The following is a 20,013-nucleotide window of genomic DNA, read 5'->3' as shown; positions in this document are numbered from 1 at the left end:
GCGGGCGCCTTGACCGGCGTCAAGGCCGCGGGTCACATCACCGGGCATCACCGGCCCATGGGATCCTGCGCCGTGCAGACCGCCGCCTCCGAGGGGATCACGCTTGCCCACCGCACGCGCGGCGGCCGGATCCGCCTGCGCGTGCCCCGTCTGCCCGACCACGGGCGCAGCATGGCCCGCCTTGGCGCGGCGCTCGACGCCGACCCGCGCGTCGAGGAGGTGCGCGCGCGGGCCGCGACCGGCAGCGTCATCCTGCGCGCGCCCGCGCTGACGAGCGACGCGGCGGTCCTGTCGCTTGCGCGGGAGGCGCTCGGCCGCGCCCTCTCGCCGGACGCGCCGGCCCGCTCTCGCGGCGCGCCGCGGCCGGAACGGGCGGCGCGGGACTGGCACGCCGAGCCCGCCGAGGACGTGCTGGCAAGTCTCGGCACGGACCCGGACCGGGGCCTCGGCGACACGCAGGCCGAACGGCGCCGCGCCCGCCACGGCCCGAACGTGCTGCCGCAGGACGAGCGGCAATCGCAGTTGGCCCTCTTCGCGCAACAATTCAACAGCCTGCCGGTCGCCATGCTCACCGTCTCGTCGGTGTTTTCCATCGCCACGGGCGGGGTCGCGGACGCGGTTGCCACGCTGTCGGTCGTGGGCGTCAACGCCGTCTTCGGCTTCGTGACGGAAGGACAGGCCGAGGCGGCGATCCACAAGCTCATGGACACCTCACAGGAGGAGGTGAGCGCGATCCGCGACGGCCGGCGGCTGCGCATCGGCGCCGCGCATCTCGTTCCCGGCGACATCGTGGAGGTGCGCGCGGGCACGCAGCTGGCCGCCGACATGCGCCTTCTCGCGGCCGAGAACCTGCGGGTGGACGAATCCGCGCTGACCGGGGAAACGCTTCCCGTCTCGAAGGATCCCGCCGCGCGGGTTGAGGCCGATGCGCCGGTGGGCGCGCGCGCCACCCTGCTGCATGGCGGCACGCTGGTGGCCGAGGGGTCGGGCCGCGCGGTCGTCGTGGAAACCGGCGCGCACACCGCGGCGGCGCGGATCTCGCTCCTGAGCAGCGGCGCGCAACGGCCCCGCGCCCCCGTCGAGGAAGAGCTCGAACGGCTGAGCGGCACGCTCGCGAAGCTTTCGCTGCTCGCCTGCGGGGCGTTCTTCGGCATAGGCTGGGCGCGCGGCATGGCGCTGTCGGCGATCCTGAAGGACGCGCTCGCGCTCGCCGTGGCGGCCGTGCCCGAGGGGCTGCCGGTCGTGGCCACCACCACGATGTCGCTGGGGCTGCGGCGGATGGAGAGGAAGGGCATCCTCGTGCGCCAGATGGACGCGGTGGAGACGCTGGGCGCGCTTCAGGTCATCTGCCTCGACAAGACGGGCACGCTGACGCGCAACCGGCTCGCGGTCTGCGAGGGGGCGGCGGGCCTTCGGCGGACCGAAGAGCTTGCGGATCCCGCGCTCGCCACGCTGGCCGAGGTGGCCGCGCTCAACAACGACGCAGAGCCCGGCGCCGACGGGGCCCGGGGCTCCTCGGGCACCGAGCGCGCGCTCCTCGATTTCGCCGCCGCCCACGGCGTCGACGCGGCGGCGCTCCGCGCCGCCTCCCCGCGCGACGGCGTGGTCGAGCGCACGCTGAGCCGGCCATGGATGGCCACGACCCACGGCGACGGGACGGGCTGTTTCCTGGTGAAGGGATCGCCCGACGCGGTGCTGGCCATGTGCGACAGCTACCTCGAGGATGGCGAGCACCGCGCCCTCGACGAGGAGACGCGCGCGCGGGTCCGGCAACTCAACGACGAGATCGCGGCGCGGCCCGCGCGGGTACTGGGCTTCGCGCGCGGGCCGGTTCCCGACGATCCGGAGAGCCCCGCGGGCCTGACCTGGCTCGGCCTTCTGGGCATGTCGGACCCGGTCCGCGAGGGTGCGAAGGACTTCATCGCGGCGATGCACGGCGCGGGCCTGCGCACCATCATGATCACCGGCGACCAGGTCGCCACCGCCGAGGCCATCGCCCGCGAACTCGACCTGGCCGCGGGCGAGGCGCTCCGCATCGTGGACGCGCCGCGGCTGGGCGATCTCTCGCCCGAGGTGCTGGCCGGCATCGCACGCCGGACCCATGTCTTCTCGCGGGTGAGCGCGCAGCACAAGCTCGCCATCGTCAAGGCGTTGCAAAGCTCGGGCCAGGTGGTCGCGATGACGGGCGACGGGGTGAACGACGGGCCGGCGCTCAAGGCCGCCGACATCGGCATCGCCATGGGCGCCACCGGCACCGACCTCGCCCGCGAGGTCGCGAACGTCGTCATCCGCGACGACGAGCTGCGCACGCTGGAGGACGCCATCGCGCAGGGCCGTTCGGTCTACCGCAACATTCGCCGCGCGCTGGAGTTCCTGATCACCACCAACATGTCCGAGATCGCCGTCGGGCTGGTGGAGGCCGCCCACGGCCCGAACGAGCTCGAGACGCCGATGGAGCTTCTCTGGATCAACCTCGTCAGCGACGTGCTGCCGGGCCTCGGCCTCGCGCTCGCGGACCCGGACCCGGACGTGATGCGCCGCCCGCCCCGCGCACCGGGAGAGCCGATCATCCCCGAGCACGATTTCCGCCGCATGGGCCTCGATGGCGGGACCATCGCCGCGTCCGCGCTGGTGTCGCATTTCGTGGGGCTCGCCCGCTACGGGCCGGGGCCGAAAACGCGGGGGATGACCTTCCTGTCGCTGTCGCTCGGGCAGCTTCTCTACACCATGATGTGCCAGCGCTCGGACGTCCGAGAGCTTCGGCCCGACAAGCTTCTGGAGAACCGCGCGCTCGACGGGGCGGTGCTCGTCTCCTCGGGGCTCGCGGTGCTGCCCTTCTTTGTGCCGCCGCTCCGGCGGCTTCTCGGTGTCGCGCCCATCGGGCTTTCGGACAGCGCGATCGCGCTCACCGGCGCGGTGGCGCCGGCCGCGGCGGTCCTTGCCCGGCGCGGCGTGCGCATCGACCTCGACACGGTGGAGGGACGCCCATGCGGGACTTCGTGATGACCTCGGATTCGGTGACGGCCGGGCATCCGGACAAGCTTTGCGACCGGATCAGCGACGCGGTGGTGGACGCCTGGCTCTGCCACGGGCTGCGCGCGGGCGTCGCGGCGGAATGCGCCGTGGCCTCCGGCGTTGTATTCCTGTCCGTCCGGTCGGGCGCGGGCGCGCCGGTGGATCCGGCCGCCATCGCGCGCAAGGTGGTCGCGGAGGCGGGCTATGGCGATGACGCCGAGGAAGGCGATGCCCTGACCGTGGTCCTCGAGATGCGCGAGGACGATACGCTCTCGCCCGACCGCGTGACCGAGGCCGTCTCGCGCCACATGGTCACCGCCTTCGGCTACGCGGTGGCGGGGGCGCCCGCGGCGATGCCCGCCCCCATCGAGGCCGCCCACCGGATCACCGCCGCGCTCGATGCCGCGCGCAAGGACGGGCGCCTGCCTTGGCTCACGCCCGATGCGCAGGCGCAGGTGGCGGTGCGCCATGCCGATCGCCGGGCGGCGGAGGTGACCGCCATCGCGCTCAACGTCGCGCTCGCCGAGGCGATGTCCCACGCCACCGTGCGCGAGGCGCTCGAGGCCGAGATCGTGGGCCCCGCCCTCGACGGACTCGGGGTGGGCCGCGCGCGGGACATGCGCCTCTCACTCACCGTGCACCCGGGCCGGGGCGGTCCCTCGGCCCACTCCGGCCTGACCGGGCGCAAGACCGGCGACGACACCTACGGCGCCTTCGTCCGCCACGGCGGCTCGGCGCTGAGCGGCAAGGACCCGTCGCGCGTGGACCGCATCGCCGCCTACGCCGCGCGCCACGCCGCCCGCGCCGTCACCGCGGCGGGGCTGGCGCGGGAATGCGAGGTGCAGCTCTCCTACATGCCGGGCGATTCCGCCCCCCATGACCTGGAGGTGGACAGCCACGGCTCCGGCGCCTTGCCCGACGCCGAGATCGCGCGCCGGCTCGCCCGCGCCATCGACTTCCGCGTGGGCGCGATCCAGGAGCGCTTCGGCCTCTGGGAGCTGCCGGGCCGCCATGACGGCAGCTTCTACCAGCGCCTCGCGGCGCACGGGCACATGGGGCGCGAGCGCCTCGGCGCACCGTGGGAGGACACGGACGCCGCCGCGTCGCTGGCGCGCGGCTAGCCGCGCTTGCCGCGTTCGAGAAGCGAGAAGGCCGTCATGGCGAGCGTCGTGGCCGGGCCCGCCACCCGCCCGCGCGCCAGCTGAACGATCGCCGCGCCCAGAAGCGCGACCGCCAGCGTGCTGCGCAGATCGAGCGCGCCCTCCGTCCGGCGCGCGAGTTCCATGTCGGTCCGCGCAAGGCCGAGCTGCATGACCTGCCCCACCGCCACCGGCCTCGGCGCGTCGACGATCCAGACGAGGTCCGACCCCGCCAGGGCCTCCAGCACCTCCCCGGCCGGCGCCAGCGTCTCGATGATGACGCTGCCGGTCCGCGGGCGCACCAGCGCGCGCGCCACCCCCGTCAGGTCGGCCAGCCCGTCGGCGAAGGCCACAAGCGCCGCACCCTGGGGCACCGGCGACTGGAAGCGCAGGCGCAGGCGGCGGCCGGAGCGGTGCACGAGGCAGAGGCGGGGCGGTCGGGCCGTGCCCTCAGTCGGCGTCATCGGCGGCGCCCGGGGCGGCCGTGCCGGCCGCCTCCTGCGCGGCGGCGTGGCGCTCGGCCTCCATTTCCTCGCGGATCTCCGCGGCGATGTCCTCGAAGTGCTCGAACGCCTCCGCCCCCGCCTTGCGGAACTCGTCATAGGCGACGGTTCCGGTGCGCAGCGCGGCCCGCGCCAGCGGCTTGCTCGCGCGGCCGACCGCCGGGGCGACGCCGGGGATCAGCATGACGGCGCCGACCGCGACCGTCGCGCCGAGAAGGAAAGACTTGTTCATGTCGGACGCCCGCTCCATCTGCGATCGTCGCGAAGGCTACACGCTGCGCCGGCGCGACAAAAGTCCCCGGCGCGGCAGAGGCGGAAAAATCCGCGCCCCCCGCTTCCGGCCCCCGCGGTCAGGTGGCGCGCACGCTCTGCCAGAGCCGCATGGCCGGCGCGAGGCCCGCGTCGTCCAGCAGGGCGATCAGCATGTCGCCGCCCTGCCCCGCCACGGCGAGATGCCCGCCGGCCGGCGCGGGCAGGCCGAAAAGCAGAAGCCCCTCCTCGCGAAGCTCCGCGGCGGGCGGTGTTGCGCCGCCCACCAGCCCTTCGAGCGCCGTCTCGCTCCAGCCGGTCAGCGTCTCGATCAGCGCCCCGTCGCCCTTGAGCACCGTGATCTGCGCGCCGCTTGCGCGGAAGGCGGCCCGCAGATGCGCCTCGAGCCCCTCCACGAGCGCCGCCAGCGCATCCCCGCCGGCCGGTTTCGGCGCGAGCGCCGTGCCGACGCCCAGCGCCTCGGCAAGGCGCGCGGCCGAGATCCCGGTCTCGCCCGTCTCGGTGCCGTCGCCGCGCGGCGCGGAGGAAACCCGCAGCCGCGACGCGCCGGCCGCAAGATCGCTCAGCAGCGCGGCGAGGGCTTCGAGGTGATCCTCCTCCGCGCCGGAAAGCGGCGTCCCGGCGAGCGCCTCGGCCTCAGGGCCCAGACCGTCCGGCACGGGCGGAACGAGCCGCAAGAGACGCCGGCCCGACGCCTCGCAGAGAAGCCGGCCACGCCCCTCGAAATCGAAGGCGATCACGCGGCCGAGAACGGTCGCGTCGATCTGTCGGACGATGACGGCGAGCGCGTCCTCGGGGGCCGAAAGCGCATGTTCCCGCGCGGGCGCCACCCCTTCGGAGGCCACCCGCCGCAGCACGGCGCGCAGATCGTCGAGCCCGTTCAAGGGCGCGCCCCTCGGCCCATGGGTCCGGACCCGCTCATCCCGCCCCCGCGAACGCGGCGCGCCCCGCCTCGAGAAGCCGCTCGGGCGGGACGCCCGGCGCGCAGAGGCAGCACAGCGCCTCGCCCGGCTCGGCGGGATCGCGGAAAAAGGCGCGGCAGGTCACCGAGGTCAGCACCACGGCGGTGTCGGGCTCCGCCCCCTCGAACGCGCCCGCGCCGGAAAAGAGCCGGGCCGCCTCGGCGCACAGCGCGTCGAGGTTCTCCTGCGGGTGTTTCAGCGCGGCGTCGGCGGCGAGCACGGTCCCCGAGAAAACGTCGGCGAACACCGCGAGTTCGCATTCGGGCAGATCGGCGCGCAGCTGGGCGAGATCATCGGCGGTCATCGGCGGGCCTGTCCGGGTCTGTGGATGCCCGCCGTTCTGCGTCAGCGCGCCCGCGGATACAAGCCCCGCGTGCGCGCCGCCCGGGCCGCGCCCCCGTCAGAAGAGCGACGGCGCCTTCTCGCCCGGCCCCGGGCGTGCGCGGCGGCGGCCGCCGCCCGATGGCGGCGCCACGCGGCGCGGCAGCACTGCGGCGTCGGCCGGTGCCGGCTCTCCGGGGCGTTCGGGCTGCGCCTCGTCCTCGTCGGGGCCCGCGGCGTCGGTGTCGGGCGCCCCGGCGCTCTCCTGCGGCGGCTGCCCGCTCTGGCGGGCGCGCAGGCGATCGGCGATCTTTTCGGGTGCCGCGGCCTCCGCGCCGTCCGACCCGGTCTCGGCCGGGGCCGCCGAGGGAAGGCGCGGCGCGCCCTTCGGACGCCGGGCGACCTGCTCGACGAGATCCTCCAGAAGCTCCACCAGCGCATCGGTGAAGGCCGCCGCGCCGCTTTCCTCCCAGAGCCCGGGATCGCCCTCGGCGGCCAGCGCCTCGGTCAGCGAAATCGGGTAGACGGCGTGGAAACAGCCCTCGACCGCGCGCTCCACCCGGCGGAAGACGCGCGTCCGGTCGGTCTCGGACAGGATCTTGTCCATCCGCGTGACGAGCAGCAGGCTCTTCTCCTGCAATTCGAGCGGCACCTCCTCCCAGACCGCGGCCTCGGACTGGCGCCAGGCCTGGGTGGCCGGCGTGCACCAGATCACCGCATCCGCCTCCTCGAGCACGGCCTGCCAGACTTCGGGATCCATGTTCGGGTCCGAGGTGCCGGGCGCGTCGATGAGGTCGCAAAGCCCGAGGATGCCCGCGCGCAGGAAGACGCGCACGGCGCGCGTGTCCTCCACGCCGACGCGGCTGAGGCCCTCGGCGTCGAGCCTGACATGCTCGCCCGCATGGGTGATGCGGAAGGGCGCACCGTCGCCTTCGCTGTACCACACCGGGGGCAGCTGGGTGGCGATCACCTTCACGGGCGAGACGGCCTGCTCCATCAGCAGGTTCGCCAGCGTGCTCTTGCCGGAACTGAATTCGCCCATCAGCACGATGCGGGGCTTGCGGCCGCTCACGGGCAGGCTCTGGATCTCGCTGGTCTCGGACATGGGTCGCGCCCTCCTCCGGGTCAGGTTTTGTCGAAGGCTGCCAGCACCGACAGCGTGGATTTCAGCGTGTCCCAGCGCTGCTGGCCGCCGCCGATCTGCGCGCGCAGCTCGCCCGCGTCGAGATCGGCGCGCTCGGCCAGGTCCATGAGGACCGCGCGCTGGCCCGACAGGAATTCCGCGAGCGCCGCCTCGATCCCCCGCGCGTAGGCGGCCGCGTGATCGGTCTCGAGCGCCTGCACGACGGGCAGCGTCTCGGCGTGGATGAGATCGGTGAACTCGCGCGCGAAGGACGCGTAGCTGCGCCGCCGCCGCCACCAGCGGGTCCACCAGTTGCCCTTGAGGTCGAGCGCGATGGTCTGACCCAGAAGCACCGGCGCGGGGGCGGCGGGCACCGGCGGCGCCTCGAGCGCGAAACTCTTCTCGGGGATGGAGAAGGCGCGCAGGTAGAGATCGCAGATCTCCGATGTGGTGCGGTAGAACACGTCCTCGCCGATCTTCGAGGCCGCGCGCGCATAGACCCGGTAGCCGGAGCGCAGAAGCAGGCGCAGCCCGCTCGGCTCGTAGATCCAGACCTTCTTTTCGCCGTGCTTTTCCAGGTGCTGGATGAGCGAGGCGACCGCACGGTCGAGGAAGGTGCGGTGCGTGCCGGCCGCGCGCCCGCGGAAGTCGTCGAGCGCGGCGTCGAGGCGGCTGCGCAGCTCTTCCAGCCGTTCGGCCTCGATCCGGTCGATCTCGGCGCCGATCCGGTCAGGGTCGATCGGCGTGACGGACGCGCCCTCCGCGCCGCGCGAGACGACGCTGCGCGAGGCGGAAAGACCGTTCGCGAGGTTGCGCGCCGCGCGCGCGATCTTCGCCTCGAGCTCCGCGCCGGGGCCGCTGTCGGCGCGTTCGGCGATGGCCTTGCCGAGCGCGGGCAAGCCCGACAGGCTCCAGATCATCGAGTCGACGGACGGGTCGGCGTTCTCGGCGGACACCTCCGACTGCGCCCAGTTGAGCAGCGCCTCGCCGCTCGCGCCCTTGAGCCCGTCATAGCGGCCGCTCAGCGCGTGGTTGGCCCAGAAGGCGCTGCCGAAGATGATCTGCGCCTCGGCCGGGCCGCCATGGCTCTGCAGCGTGGCCCGGATGCTGTCGCGGATCTCCGGCACCTCCCGCCCCGGGTCGGCCAGCTCGTCGATGCGGTTCACGAAGATGACGACCTCGCGCGACTTGATGTTCGAGATCAGCCGGATCAGCGCCATGTCCACCGACGACAGCGCCTGATGCGCCGACAGCACCACCACGCAGATCCGGCTTTCGCGGATCGCGTGGATGGTGATCTGCTCGCGGATCATGAAGGTGTCGTTCACGCCCGGCGTGTCGCGGATGCACAGCTTCATCGGCAGCTCGGGCTGACCGAAATGCAGGTCCGCGGCCTTGGTGATGTCGGCGAAACGGCCCTGCCGGTCCTCCGGGCTGGCGTCGAAATCGTCGCCGAGGCAGACATAACGCTGGACGAGCTCCTCGTCGAAATAGCCGTAGTCGTGCTCCTGCCCGAGCAGCATCTCGAACTTCCGGCCGAGCCTGCGGCGCGATTTCTCGCGCATCTCCTCGAGCTGCTGGCGGACCTTCTCGATCTCCTGCTCGGCGCCGGCGCGGCGGGCCAGCTCGCCCACGCGGCCGCCGCGCTCCAGCAGCCGGCCCCACTCCTCCTCGCTGAAGAAACGGAACCGCGCCGAATTGCCCACCGCGGTCTGGCGCGGGTCCATGTGCAGGGAGGTGACCACCGAGGTCCACGGATTGACGTCGGCCGGCAGAAGGCCCGGCCAGCCGATCATCGCGTTGACGAGCGAGGTCTTGCCCGCCTTCACCTGCCCGATCATCGTCACGCTCGGCTCGAACTCGCGCAGCCGCTTGCGCATCCGCTGCGCGGCGATGTCGATCGCGCGGTCGCCGGCCTCGCCGATGTCGGCGATGGCCCGGTCGAGGGTCTCGATCCGGCCGGCGAGGCCCGAGAACCCGGCATAGGTGGCCGACAGGAGGCCCGATTTCGGCGGCACACGCTCGGCAGGGTCGAGGCGGAGTTTTTCGGCAGTCATGTCAAACGGTCCCCCGGGGGATGGCGGCGCGGCCCGGCGGGGGCCACGCGGCGTGGTCAGGTCGGCGCGGCGCGCCGGTGATGGGGCGCAGCGGGGTCATGCCGCGAGTTCCTGCGCGAACTCCTCGCGCAGTTGCAGAAGCAGCGTCGCGGCCTCGCGGGCCTGCTCCTCGCCGCCCTCGAGCTGGAGCAGCACGGCAAGCTCGCTCGCCTCGATCACCGCGCGGTGCAGCGCGGCGCCCGAGACGTCGTCGGGCGCGTCGGCCTCCAGCAGGTCGGCCAGGCGCTCGGTGGTCTCCGTGCAATGGGCCAGCACGTCGCCGGCCCAGCCGCCCTGCGCCTCGGCGTCGGCGAGACGGTCGAGAAGCGCGCGGGCGCGGGCGCGGAGGTAGAGAAAGGGGCGCGACAGGCGCGTCACGTCGGCCGGGCGGCGCGGTTCGGCCACGGCCGCGCCCGGATCGGCGGGCGGGGACCCCGCGTCGGCGGGACGATTCGGCGCGGGGGCGCTGTCGTCGTCGGCGTCCGCGGTCTCGGCGGCGGGCCGCGGCTCGAAGCGGTTCAGGAACAGCATCGCGGCGTCGAGATCCTCGGCCAGCGCGTGGTCGATGTCGCGCGCGAGGCGCGCGAAAAGCGCCTCCATGCCCGCCAGCATCCCGGCCGTGCCGTCAGCCGCCGGCGCGACGCGGTAGCGTCCGTCGAAGCCGGCCTCGGCACAGCCTTCGACGGCGGGCGCGTCCGGATCGGTCTGCACCAGAAGCGCGTGATGCTTGAGCGCCTCGGGCCCGTCGCTCCAGAACGCCCGCTCCTCATCGCCGAAGCGCCGCGTGCACCAGAGCGCCAGATCGGTGCGCGGCGCACACCAGCGCAGCGCCGCGCGCATGTCGTGCGCCGTGCCCTCGGCCGCCACCAGAAGAAAGGACATGCGGCGCAGCGCGGGCAGCGGCGCCTCGATCCGCAGGAAGACCGCGCCCTTGCCCAGAAGCGCCGCGTCGGGCAGCCCGTCGCGTGTCAGCGTCGCGCCGTCCGCGAGCGTGGCCGTGGTCCGCGCCGCCTCGCCGAAGGCAAGCTGGCAGGTCGGCAGCACCGTGTCGCCGGCCGCGATCGCATGTCCGGCGAAGGCATCGAGAAGCCGGCGCTTTCCCGCCCCCGGCACGCCCAGGATCGTCACGCGCACGGGACGGCGCAGCGCCTCGATGATGCGCCCGCAGCGATCCGCGGCACGCGGCGGCAGGGCGCGCGCGTCGCGTGCCGCCTCCAGCCGGGCCAGCGCGCCGGCCGCGTCGATGCGCGGGGCGACCGTCACGTCGACCTCCGCTGGCGCGTGCCGCCGACAAGCTGGCGCAGGGCGCCGAAGGCGCCGGCCGCCGCCGCGCCGGGCGCGAAGCGGCCATCGGCCCCGGGAAGAAAGGGCGCCATGCCCCGGCGCGAGGGCGTCTGCGCGTCCGAAACCCGGATGACGACCAGCGCGACGTTGTCCTGGTCGGGATCGTCGAGCGCGGCCACGCCGTCGAGTAACGCCGCGGCGATCGCGTCGCTCGACTGCGCGGAATGACGCCCGAGAATGCCCGCGATCGTGGCGTCGTCGAGGAATTGCAGACCGTCGCTGGCCATCACCACCACGTCGCCCGGCACAAGCGGAAGCGGCTCCGCCGGGCAGTCCATCCGCTCGATCGCCTCTCCCATCAGCACCGCGGACAGGCAATTGCGCTGCGGGTGGCAGCGCGCCACCTCGGCGTCCATAAGCCCTTCGCTCACCATCAGGTCGATCTGCGCGGCCAGGGAGTGGTCCTCGTTGAGCCGCGAGAGGGCACCGTCGCGAAAGAGGTAGAGCGGCGAGTCGCCCACCGACGCCCAGTGCAGGCAGCCGCCCTGCACCACCGTGGCCACGACGGTCCCGCCCATCCCGTCGCGGTCGCTCCGTGCGTCGCCGTGGGCGCGGACGCTTTCGTTCGCGCCCTCCACCGCGTGACGCAGGATCGCGGGTGTCGCGTCGCGGAAGCGGTCGGCCTCGGCGCCGTGCAGCATGAGTTCGCTGAAGACCTCCGTGACGATGAGACGGCTGGCGAGGTCGCCCGCGGCATGGCCGCCCATGCCGTCCGACAGCACGGCGATGCCGATCTCCCCGCCTTGGGGAAAGCCCGTGATCACGGCATCCTCCTGCCGCTCCCGGCGCCCCTGCGACAGCGCCGAGGCGGTATCGAGAAGCAGTTCAGCGGCCTGCAGCATCGGCCTGCCCGTCCGTTTCGCCCAACTCCCAACGGAAGCTGGGACCGCACAGGGCGACGAAGCGCAGCACCGTCTTGCCCACGCGGATCAGGTCGCCATCCTCCAGATCCTCGGTGGCGAGCACGGGGTTGCCATTGCGCCGCACGATGTTCGACTTGCCGCCGTGACCGACGAAGAAGCGGTTCTGCTCGTCGTCGTAGGCGACCGCCGCGTGGTGATCGCGCGAGATGCTGGTATCGCCGAAATCGAGCTGGATGGTCTGCCCGTCGCCCCGCCCGATGGTCGATACGCCCGCGGCGACCGAGAAGGAGGCCCCGCGGCCGGGCCCTTCTACCACGACGAGCCAGCCGGCCGGGAACTCGGCGGAGGGCGCGCGCGCGACGGGCGGCTGCGCGAAGACATCCTTCGGCAACTCCTCGCCGTGAAAGCCCAGAAGCCGGGTCTTGACCCGTCCGGCGCGCGCGGTCCGGCCGGGCGCCACGGGCGGGGCGGGCGCCTCGGGGGCCGCATCCTCCCGGTCGGGGTCCGGCTCCGGCTCGAGATCCCAGATCTTCGGCGCGGCGGTCTCGGCGTCGTCGGCGCCGTCCTGCGCGGGCGCCTCGGGCGCGGGCGGCGCGGTGCGGGCCCCGGCGATCTGGACGAGCTCCTCGGCGACGTCGCGCCCGGGCGTGTCGCCGCCGTTCTCCGCCGTCGCCCCGCCCTCGGCGCGGCGCGGGCGCTCGGCCGCGATCTCGGCGAAATCCCGGACATAGGGCACGTCTTCGGAACTGTCCTCCTGGCGCGCCCGGGGGCGCTTGCGCACGATCACGTCTCGGAGCTGCCTCATCTCTGTCTCTGCGCCTCTCTGTAATTGCCGGGACGGGTTCGGGGCCGCCGCCACAGGAACCGGGCCGCGCCCGAAAGCAGCCGTGGCAGCAGCCGCGGCGCCGGGGCGGCGGCGGGCGGCGCGGCCGCGGGCCCGCGGCTGGCGGCAGGCCGCGCCTCCGCCTCCGGATAAAGATCCTCGAAGGAGACGGGATCGCGGCGCGGACGGATCCGCGACGGGAAGTCGGACATCCGCGAGCCGACCGGCACGGTCAGCGGCTCGCCCGGCGCCCGCGCCGCGACCGCCTCCCGGGCCGCGGCCTCCGCGGCCGATGGCGCGGTCCTGTCGTCCTCTTCGATCGCCTGAAGGGACTGCGTGACGAGCATGGAGATCTTGTGCTCCATGTCCTTGTCCTTCTGCGCCTGGGCGCGCAGCATGGCCTCGCGGCGCTCGGTGTCCACCATCTCGCGCCACTCCTCGGCGCTGTCGAGGCGATCCTTGGGAAAGACGCTCAGGCACTGGTTGAGCGCGGTGAGGAAATAGGCGTCGTAGCCCTTCGTGCCGTTGCCGAGGGGGACATAGGGGTCGAGGCGGTTCTCGGCCGTCGCGGCGAGCCGCAGGTGGCTGTTCGGCGGCGGACGGCCGTTGATTAGATGGTAGAAGGTGGCGGCAAGGGCGTAGAGATCGCTCGAGCGGCCCTGGTAGCTGCCCGCGAGGTAGTATTCCTGCGGCGAGTAGCCGTCCTTCACCGTGTGCACCTTGGACAGGATCCGGCTCGCGCGGCTCGCGCTTTCCCGCGCTGCGCCGAAGTCGATCAGCACCGGACTGTTGTCGGGATCGAGCAGGATGTTGTCGGGCGAGATGTCGCGGTGCAGGATCCCGCGCTCGTGGATGTAGGCCACGGCGTCGAGCAGCTGGATCAGCAGCCGCTTTATCGTCCGGGGCGTCAGCAGGTCCCGCTCCTCCTCCATGATCTGGAGAAGGTCCCGCCCCTCGATGAAATCGAGCGCCATGTAGGCGGTGCCGTTGTCCTTGAAGATCTGGTGCACGCCCACGATGTTCGGATGCTCGAGCGCGGACAGCGCGCGCGCCTCGCGCTCGAACAGCTCGATGATCTTGTCGAAATCGGACTGGTAGGAGCGCGAGCGCAGCCGCACGTTGTCGCTCTTGCGGCAGCACATTGCGCCGGGAAAGCACTCCTTGATCACGACCTTCCGGCCCAGGCTGTCGCGCGCAAGATAGGTGATCCCGAACCCGCCGGAGTTCAGGTAGCTGTCGATGGTGTACTGGCCGCCGCACAGCTCGGTCCCGGGGCGCAGCGCGTCCCCGAACTCTTCTGCCGGATCGACGGCGATGTCTTCGGTCTGCTCGGTCACGTCCTCGTCCTCGTCCTTGACGCAAGGCAGGATGCGAACCCTCCTTAGAAAGGAGGATTGCGGCCATTGAGGCGCGAGAAAGTGTCTGAAAGGTGTCGTGTTTCGGGTGAATCTTCGTCGCCGTTCCAGGCGGGGCGAAGCGCGCCGCGGGGCGCCGCGTCAGCCCGCGCGCGGCGCCGCCAGCAGCACGGGACCCCGCGCCGCGTCAAGAAGGGCGCGCAGCCCCGCGCGGCCCAGCGCCAGCGCGTCGGCCCGGTCGATCACGAGGCAGGCGACGCTCATCCGGCCGAGCCGCGCGCGCCCGGCTGCATCGAGCCCCGATTCGACGAGATCCGCGCCCATCCGGCCGGCCAGGTCGGCCGCCAGCGGGTAGAGCGGCCCGGGCGCGTTCCCTCGTGCCGACACGAGCACCACGCGCCCGGCGGCCGCTGTGTCCGCGCCCTGCCCGATCACCACGAGATCCCAGTCCGCCGCCGCGCCCAGAAGCCCCTCCGCCAGCTCGGCCTCCCGCCGCTCGAAACTCCAGCCGGTGCCGGCCTGCGCGGCGAAGGCGCGCAGCGCCGCCTCGAAGGCGCGCGCGTCGCCGGACGCAAGGCGCGCGAAGGCCGCCCGGCCCGGCGCGGGCGACAGCTCTCCGCCGAAACTCACCAGCCTCTGCCCCGGCAGCTCGGCCAGGCGGCCCGGCAGCGGATCGGCCAAGAGGAGCCCGCCCACCCGGCCGAGCGCGCGCCCCCGCAGCAGTTCGGCCAGGCGCAGGGCGCGCCGCGCCTCCGCGAAGCTGCCCGCCCCGACGAGAAGCCGCGGCGCGGGGGCGCTCATGGCGCGCCCTCCCCGTCCGGTCCCCCGGCGCCCGGATGCGACGGCGCCCGCACGAAGGCGCGCCGCGCCTCGGCGAAGCGGCGCAGCGCCGCGTCCACGCGCCCGTTGACGCTCTCGGGCGGGAATTCGCCGTCCTCGCCGCGCGTGCCCGCGGGCGTTCCGGTCAGGATCCCGACCCCCTCGTCGACGCGCGACACCGGGATCACGCGGAACTCGCCCGCGCGCACCGCCTCCACCACCTCGTCGCGCAGCATCAGGTGGGCCACGTTCGCCTCGGGGATGAGCACGCCCTGCCGCCCCGTCAGGCCGCGCGCGGCGCAGGTCTCGAAGAAGCCCTCGATCTTCTCGTTCACCCCACCGATGGGCTGAACCTCGCCCTTCTGGTTGATCGAGCCCGTCACGGCGAGGCCCTGGTCGATGGGCAGGTCCGCGAGCGCCGAGAGCAGGGCATAAAGCTCCGCCGAGGAGGCGCTGTCGCCGTCCACGCCGCCGTAGCTCTGCTCGAAGACGAGGCTCGCATGAAGCGAGAAGGGCAGATCGCGCGCGTAGGTTCCGGTGAGGTAGCCCGACAGGATCATCACCCCCTTGGAATGCAGCGGGCCGCCAAGCTCCACCTCGCGCTCGATGTCCACGAGCTTGCCCGCGCCCAGGCGCACCCGCGCGGTGATCCGCGAGGGCCGGCCGAAGGCGTAGTCGCCCAGCCCGATGACCGACAACCCGTTGATCTGCCCGACCTCCGCGCCCGCGGTGTCGATGAGCACGGTGCCGCGGCGGATCGCCTCCTGCATCCGGTCGCGGAGGCGCGAGGCGCGGCGCTCGCGCGCCGTGACCGCCGCCGCGATGTCCCCGGCGCCGATCTCTTCTCCGCCCCGCGCGCCGGCGTAATGGTCGGCCTCCTGCATCAGGTTGCCCAGCGCCTCGAGCCGCAGGCTGAGCTTTTCCGTGTCGCCCGCAAGGCGGGCCGCCTCGTCGGCGAGACGCGCGACGCCCGCCGCGGTGAGCGCGCGCAGCCCCGCAGCGCGCGCCTGCGATCCGAAAAGTCGCGCGAAGCCCATCAGCGTCTCGTCGTCGCGGTCCGCGACATCGTCGAAATCGGCCTGAAGCTTGAAAAGACGTGCGAAATCCGGATCGAGCATCACCAGCAGCGCATGGAGCATCCGGTCGCCCACCAGCGCCACCCGAAGGTCGAGCGGGATCGGGTCGGGCTCGAGCGAGGTGGTGGAGACGAGGCTCATCCGCTCGCCGAGCGAGGAGATGGTGATCTCGCCGTTGCGCAGGCAGCGTTTGAGCCCGTCCCAGGCGTAGGGCTCGGACAGGATGCGCCGCGCGTCGAGCACGAGAAAGCCGCCGTTGGCGCGGTGCAGCGCGCCGGGCTTGATCATAGTGAAGTTCGTGACGAGGGAGCCCATATGCGTGGCGTGCTCGATCCGCCCGACCACGCGGTCGAGCGTCGGCAGCGCCTCGTGCTCGAGCGGCGCGCCGGTCTCGGTCTCGGCCTCCTGCCCCACCATGACGTTGACGGCGTAGCGGCCGAAGAGCGGGTCCATGTGCGCCTTGCCCACGGTGTCTGGAAACGGGGCGTCCTTCGACTGCGCGGCGCGGCGCAGGAAAAGCTCGGCGTTGGCCACGATGTCCTCGCGCAGCTCGGCCACGAAATCCTGGATGTCCGGAATGGTGTCGAAGGCCTCGGCCACCTCGGCCACGCGCGCGTCCACGACGCGCTTGGCCATCGCCGCGTTCAGCGCCTCCACCCGTTCGCGGTGGCGCTTGGCGCGGCGCGGCGCCTCGCGCAGCACGACCGCCAGCTCCTCCTGGAGGCGCGCGATCTTGGCGTCGATCTCGGCGCGCTCCTCCTCGTCGAGTTCGCGGTAGTCGTCGGGTTTGACGAGCTCGCCGTCGCGCAGCGCGCTCAGCATGAAACCCATCGGCGTGCGCAGGAGCGCGATGTCCTCGGCGCGGGCGCGCTCGGCGAACTCCTCGAGCGAGGACTCCTCTTCCTCGCTGAACTCCTGCTCGATGGCGCGGCGCTGGCTCTGGTAGTCATCGGACTCGAAGAGCGCGGGCAGATCGCTGGCCAGATCGTCCACGAGATCCTGCATGGCGTCCCGGAACGGGAGCGCCGTGCCGGGCGGCAGGCCGATGGCGCGCGGCTTGTGCTCGGCCTCGAAGTTGTTGACGTAGACCCAGTCCTTCGGGCGCGGCCGATCGGCGGCGGCGTCGCCCAGGATCCGCATGAGCGCGCTGTGGCGCCCCGTGCCCTCGGGCCCGAGGGCGAAGACGTTGAAGTCGCGATGCGGGATCGCGCCGGCAAGGCGAATCGCGTCGAGCGCGCGCTCCTGCCCGATCAGGTCGGCCGGCCCGTCGAGCTCGGCCGTGCTGGCGAAGGGGAACGCGGACGGGTCGCAGCGCGTCTGCAACCGCTCCGCGGGCAGCCCTTCGGGTCCGCTTGCTGTCGCTGCCATCGCCGCCTCCCCGCCGTCGCTGCGCCTACCTGAACATCACGGCGCGGGCGGGGCCTTGACTTGCGTCAACGCCCCTGGCGCGCGAGGGACGTGACAGCCGCGCCGTTTCGTCCGACAAAGGCGCGAGAGGCCAGAAGCCGAAGGACCGTAAGCGCATGACCGACAGGCGATACGCCGCCCCGCCGGGCGGGCATCCCGGCCAGGGCGATCTTCTGACCGGCCGGGCCGTCTTCACCGAGGCCTACGCCGTCATCCCGGCCGGCGTGCAGCGCGACATCGTGGCAAGCCGCCTGCCCTTCTGGCGGGAAACGCGCGCCTGGGTGCTGGCCCGCCCGATGAGCGGCTTCGCCGAGAGTTTCGCGCAATACGCGCTGGAGGTCGCCCCCGGCGGCGGCTCCGACCGCCCCGAACCCGACCCGGAGGCCGAGGCCGCGCTTTTCGTCACCGGCGGGACGGCGGCGCTCTCCTTCGCGGGGGCCACGCACCGGCTCGCGCCCGGGAGCTTCGCCTTCCTGCCGCCCGGCACGCAGTGGCGGCTGCGCAACGAGGGCGGCGAACCGGCCCGCCTGCAATGGATCCGCAAGCGCCACCAGGCCGTCGAGGGGCTGGGTCTTCCCGCCCCCTTCGTCACCAGCGAGGCCGAGATCGCGCCCGACCCGATGCCCGGCACCGAGGGGGGCTGGGCCACGACCCGCTTCATGGACCCGGACGATCTGCGCCACGACATGCACGTGACGATCGTGACGCTCGAGCCCGGCGCGGCGATTCCCTTCCTCGAGACCCATGTGATGGAGCACGGGCTCTACGTGCTGGAGGGCAAGGGCGTCTACCGGCTCAACCGCGACTGGGTGGAGGTGGAGGCGGGCGATTTCATGTGGCTCCGCGCCTTCTGCCCGCAGGCCTGCTATGCCGGGGGACCGGGGCCCTTCCGCTACGTCCTCTACAAGGACGTGAACCGCCACCCGCCGCTCAGCCCGCCGTGATCCGCCAGGGCGTGGCGAAGACATGCTCCTCGAGGTTCGCGCCCGGCCCGATCCGGTCCACCACGGCGAAGAGCCCCGGCGGCGCGAGCGGCGCCAGAACCCCGTGCCAGGTGCCGCGCAGGTAGTTCACGCCCTGCCCCGGCCGCGTCAGGAACGCCAGCGGCCGGCCCGGGCGCCCGCCCTCGTCCGGCGCCACCACGACGAGGAAGGGATCGGCGGTCATCGGCAGGAAGGCCTGGCTGCCATCGGGATGGCGCTCCACGAGGTCGAGCTCCAGCGGCAGCGCGCGGGGTTCGGCGAGAAAGAGGCTGATCCCCGCCCGCCCGTCGCCGAAATCGAGCCGCGCGCGGTCGTGGAAGCGCCCGCACCGCCCGGCATTGATGAGCCGGTCGGGCGCGCCCGCGGCCTCCAGCACGTCGCCGAAGGGTGCGAAGGCCGCAGGCTCAAGCGGGCGCGCCACGATCTCCCGGGTCATCCGAGCGCCTCCCGCAGCCGAAGCTCGGCGATCCGCTCCACCTGCCGACAGGCTTCCGCGACCTCGGCCTCGCGGTCGTTGGCCAGCCGCCGCTCGAAGGCCGCGAGGATGCCCGCCTTGTCGTGATCGCGCACGGCGATGATGAAGGGAAACCCGAACTTCCCGGTGTAAGCCGCGTTGAAAGAAGTGAATTTTTCCCGCTCCGCGTCGGTGAGCGCGTCGAGCCCGGCCGCGGCCTGCTCCGCCGCGCTCGCCTCGGTAAGCCGCCGCGCCGCAGCGAGCCGCCCCGCGAGGTCGGGATGCGCGCGCAGCACGCCCAGCCGCTCCTCCTCCGAGGCGCTGCGGAAGACGCGCGCCAGCGCCGCGTGAACCCCGCGCGCCGTGTCGTGAGTGGGGCCCAGCTCCAGCGCCCAGGCGCGCTCCGCGATCCAGGGCGAGTGCTCGAAGATGCCGCCGAAGGCCGCCACGAAGGCGTCGCGGTCCATCTCGGAGGGACGCGCGCGGCCCGTGGGCGGGTGCTCCCGCGCCCAGTGCTCGGCGATCTGGAGCCTTGTGGCGAACCAGACGCCGTCATGGCCGCGCATGTGATCGAGCGCGCGGGCGAGCGCGGCGGCGCGGCCCGGCCGCCCGGCGAGGCGGCAATGCAGCCCGATGGACAGCATCTTTGGCGCCCCGGCCGATCCTTCGGCGTAGAGCGTGTCGAAGGCGTCCCTGACATGGCGCTCGAACTCCGCGCCCGAGCCGAACCCGGCCGGCACCGCGAAGCGCATGTCGTTCACGTCGAGCGTGTAGGGCACGACGAGCTGATCGCGCCCGCCGGTGCGGATCCAGTAGGGCAGATCGTCGGCGTAGCTGTCGGCGACATAGGCGAAGCCGCCCTCCTCGGCGGCAAGGCGAACGGTGTTCATCGAGGAGCGCCCGGTGTACCAGCCGCGCGGGCGCGCGCCGACGACCTCGGCGTGCAGGCGGATGGCCTCGGCCATCTGCGCGCGCTCCTCTTCTTCGGGCATCGCGCGGTGCTCGATCCACTTGAGCCCGTGGCTCGCGATCTCCCAGCCGGCGTCCTTCATAGCCGCCACCTGCTCGGGCGCGCGGGCGAGCGCCGTGGCCACCCCGAAGACGGTGACGGGCAGGCCGGCCAGCATCCGGTGGAGCCGCCAGAACCCGGCCCGCGCGCCGTATTCGTAGATCGACTCCATGTTCCAGTGGCGCTCGCCCGGCCAGGGCTCGGCGCCCGAGATCTCCGACAGGAAGGCCTCGGAGGCCGCGTCGCCGTGCAGGATGCAGTTCTCGCCGCCCTCCTCGTAGTTGAGCACGATCTGCACCGCCACCCGCGCGGCCCCGGGCCAGCGCGGGTCGGGGGGCGTGGGGCCGTGGCCTGTCATGTCGCGGGGGTAGCGCTGCACCTCGGTCCTCCTGCTTGACGGGACGCGCGCGGGATGAGACCGGAAAGCGAGACGGAAGAAAAGGGGGCGCGC

17 protein-coding genes are annotated in these 20,013 nt (G+C 73.2%); 3 read left to right on the top strand and 14 right to left on the bottom strand.

Annotated elements, in window-relative coordinates; translation table 11 throughout:
• Positions 1-9 precede the first annotated feature (9 nt).
• Both AB6A69_RS02115 and AB6A69_RS02110 read left to right on the top strand, forming a co-directional pair.
• The gene (locus AB6A69_RS02115; RefSeq protein WP_371059468.1) at positions 10-3,003 is read left to right on the top strand and encodes a cation-translocating P-type ATPase; all 2,994 of its coding nucleotides are present in this window, start codon (positions 10-12) and stop codon (positions 3,001-3,003) included.
• The gene (locus AB6A69_RS02110) at positions 2,988-4,136 is read left to right on the top strand and encodes a methionine adenosyltransferase domain-containing protein (RefSeq protein ID WP_371059467.1); all 1,149 of its coding nucleotides are present in this window, start codon (positions 2,988-2,990) and stop codon (positions 4,134-4,136) included. Before AB6A69_RS02115 ends, AB6A69_RS02110 begins: the two co-directional genes overlap by 16 nt.
• Here AB6A69_RS02110 and AB6A69_RS02105 read toward each other — a convergent pair.
• The 12 genes from AB6A69_RS02105 to AB6A69_RS02050 all read right to left on the bottom strand — a co-directional run bounded on the left by AB6A69_RS02105 (position 4,133) and on the right by AB6A69_RS02050 (position 17,077).
• On the bottom strand, positions 4,133-4,618 hold the full coding sequence (locus tag AB6A69_RS02105; protein ID WP_371059466.1) for a hypothetical protein: 486 nt from the start codon (positions 4,616-4,618) through the stop codon (positions 4,133-4,135). The two genes, AB6A69_RS02110 and AB6A69_RS02105, sit on opposite strands and share 4 nt — an antisense overlap.
• The gene (locus tag AB6A69_RS02100; RefSeq protein WP_371036378.1) at positions 4,605-4,889 is read right to left on the bottom strand and encodes a DUF5132 domain-containing protein; all 285 of its coding nucleotides are present in this window, start codon (positions 4,887-4,889) and stop codon (positions 4,605-4,607) included. The genes AB6A69_RS02105 and AB6A69_RS02100 overlap by 14 nt, the downstream gene beginning before the upstream one ends.
• Positions 4,890-5,007: 118 nt before the next feature.
• On the bottom strand, positions 5,008-5,811 hold the full coding sequence (locus tag AB6A69_RS02095; RefSeq protein WP_371059465.1) for a hypothetical protein: 804 nt from the start codon (positions 5,809-5,811) through the stop codon (positions 5,008-5,010).
• A 34-nt stretch (positions 5,812-5,845) separates the two neighbouring features.
• Positions 5,846-6,193 carry a hypothetical protein gene (locus AB6A69_RS02090; RefSeq protein WP_371059463.1) on the bottom strand — a complete coding sequence of 116 codons (348 nt, stop codon included), beginning with the start codon at positions 6,191-6,193 and terminating at the stop codon, positions 5,846-5,848.
• Between the two features lie 96 nt (positions 6,194-6,289).
• Complete coding sequence (locus AB6A69_RS02085; protein WP_371059462.1) at positions 6,290-7,315, bottom strand: hypothetical protein; 1,026 nt, start codon at positions 7,313-7,315, stop codon at positions 6,290-6,292.
• 20 nt (positions 7,316-7,335) lie between these two features.
• Positions 7,336-9,390, bottom strand: a complete 2,055-nt coding sequence (locus tag AB6A69_RS02080) for a dynamin family protein (protein ID WP_371059460.1) — start codon at positions 9,388-9,390, stop codon at positions 7,336-7,338.
• A 96-nt stretch (positions 9,391-9,486) separates the two neighbouring features.
• Positions 9,487-10,692: a hypothetical protein gene (locus tag AB6A69_RS02075; RefSeq protein WP_371059458.1), complete on the bottom strand. Its 1,206-nt coding sequence runs from the start codon at positions 10,690-10,692 to the stop codon at positions 9,487-9,489.
• Entirely contained in the window at positions 10,689-11,615 is a 927-nt protein-coding gene (locus AB6A69_RS02070; protein WP_371059456.1) for a PP2C family serine/threonine-protein phosphatase, read from the bottom strand. Before AB6A69_RS02070 ends, AB6A69_RS02075 begins: the two co-directional genes overlap by 4 nt.
• A complete protein-coding gene (locus AB6A69_RS02065) occupies positions 11,599-12,441 on the bottom strand; it encodes an FHA domain-containing protein (protein WP_371059455.1) in 843 nt (280 codons plus the stop codon). Before AB6A69_RS02065 ends, AB6A69_RS02070 begins: the two co-directional genes overlap by 17 nt.
• Positions 12,438-13,796 carry a serine/threonine-protein kinase gene (locus AB6A69_RS02060; RefSeq protein ID WP_371036386.1) on the bottom strand — a complete coding sequence of 453 codons (1,359 nt, stop codon included), beginning with the start codon at positions 13,794-13,796 and terminating at the stop codon, positions 12,438-12,440. Before AB6A69_RS02060 ends, AB6A69_RS02065 begins: the two co-directional genes overlap by 4 nt.
• Positions 13,797-13,955: 159 nt before the next feature.
• Entirely contained in the window at positions 13,956-14,615 is a 660-nt protein-coding gene (locus AB6A69_RS02055) for a hypothetical protein (protein ID WP_371056504.1), read from the bottom strand.
• Entirely contained in the window at positions 14,612-17,077 is a 2,466-nt protein-coding gene (locus AB6A69_RS02050) for a Lon protease family protein (protein ID WP_371059454.1), read from the bottom strand. Before AB6A69_RS02050 ends, AB6A69_RS02055 begins: the two co-directional genes overlap by 4 nt.
• Positions 17,078-17,232: 155 nt before the next feature.
• Here AB6A69_RS02050 and AB6A69_RS02045 point away from each other — a divergent pair, with 155 nt between their 5' ends.
• Complete coding sequence (locus tag AB6A69_RS02045; RefSeq protein WP_371059453.1) at positions 17,233-18,060, top strand: bifunctional allantoicase/(S)-ureidoglycine aminohydrolase; 828 nt, start codon at positions 17,233-17,235, stop codon at positions 18,058-18,060.
• Here the strand turns inward: AB6A69_RS02045 and AB6A69_RS02040 are convergent.
• Together AB6A69_RS02040 and puuE are read right to left on the bottom strand one after the other, a co-directional pair.
• Positions 18,047-18,535 carry an ureidoglycolate lyase gene (locus AB6A69_RS02040; RefSeq protein WP_371059451.1) on the bottom strand — a complete coding sequence of 163 codons (489 nt, stop codon included), beginning with the start codon at positions 18,533-18,535 and terminating at the stop codon, positions 18,047-18,049. The two genes, AB6A69_RS02045 and AB6A69_RS02040, sit on opposite strands and share 14 nt — an antisense overlap.
• Positions 18,532-19,941 carry an allantoinase PuuE gene (gene puuE, locus AB6A69_RS02035; protein WP_371059450.1) on the bottom strand — a complete coding sequence of 470 codons (1,410 nt, stop codon included), beginning with the start codon at positions 19,939-19,941 and terminating at the stop codon, positions 18,532-18,534. Before puuE ends, AB6A69_RS02040 begins: the two co-directional genes overlap by 4 nt.
• Positions 19,942-20,013 lie beyond the last annotated feature (72 nt).

It is taken from the genome of Rhodosalinus sp. 5P4, from assembly GCF_041365695.1.
In the GTDB taxonomy this organism is placed as follows: domain Bacteria; phylum Pseudomonadota; class Alphaproteobacteria; order Rhodobacterales; family Rhodobacteraceae; genus Rhodosalinus.
The sequence above is the reverse complement of the archived record's forward strand: the minus strand, read 5'-3'. Positions and strand labels throughout refer to the sequence as shown.

Bases quoted from the DNA above. Each gene is read 5' to 3' on its own strand.
- AB6A69_RS02065 (WP_371059455.1), bottom strand. From the start codon at position 12,441: ATGAGGCAGCTCCGAGACGTGATCGTGCGCAAGCGCCCCCGGGCGCGC.
- AB6A69_RS02105 (WP_371059466.1), bottom strand. From the start codon at position 4,618: ATGACGCCGACTGAGGGCACGGCCCGACCGCCCCGCCTCTGCCTCGTG.
- AB6A69_RS02040 (WP_371059451.1), bottom strand. From the start codon at position 18,535: ATGACCCGGGAGATCGTGGCGCGCCCGCTTGAGCCTGCGGCCTTCGCA.
- AB6A69_RS02045 (WP_371059453.1), top strand. From the start codon at position 17,233: ATGACCGACAGGCGATACGCCGCCCCGCCGGGCGGGCATCCCGGCCAG.
- AB6A69_RS02055 (WP_371056504.1), bottom strand. From the start codon at position 14,615: ATGAGCGCCCCCGCGCCGCGGCTTCTCGTCGGGGCGGGCAGCTTCGCG.
- AB6A69_RS02080 (WP_371059460.1), bottom strand. From the start codon at position 9,390: ATGACTGCCGAAAAACTCCGCCTCGACCCTGCCGAGCGTGTGCCGCCG.
- AB6A69_RS02110 (WP_371059467.1), top strand. From the start codon at position 2,988: ATGCGGGACTTCGTGATGACCTCGGATTCGGTGACGGCCGGGCATCCG.
- AB6A69_RS02090 (WP_371059463.1), bottom strand. From the start codon at position 6,193: ATGACCGCCGATGATCTCGCCCAGCTGCGCGCCGATCTGCCCGAATGC.
- AB6A69_RS02085 (WP_371059462.1), bottom strand. From the start codon at position 7,315: ATGTCCGAGACCAGCGAGATCCAGAGCCTGCCCGTGAGCGGCCGCAAG.
- AB6A69_RS02050 (WP_371059454.1), bottom strand. From the start codon at position 17,077: ATGGCAGCGACAGCAAGCGGACCCGAAGGGCTGCCCGCGGAGCGGTTG.
- AB6A69_RS02070 (WP_371059456.1), bottom strand. From the start codon at position 11,615: ATGCTGCAGGCCGCTGAACTGCTTCTCGATACCGCCTCGGCGCTGTCG.
- AB6A69_RS02100 (WP_371036378.1), bottom strand. From the start codon at position 4,889: ATGAACAAGTCTTTCCTTCTCGGCGCGACGGTCGCGGTCGGCGCCGTC.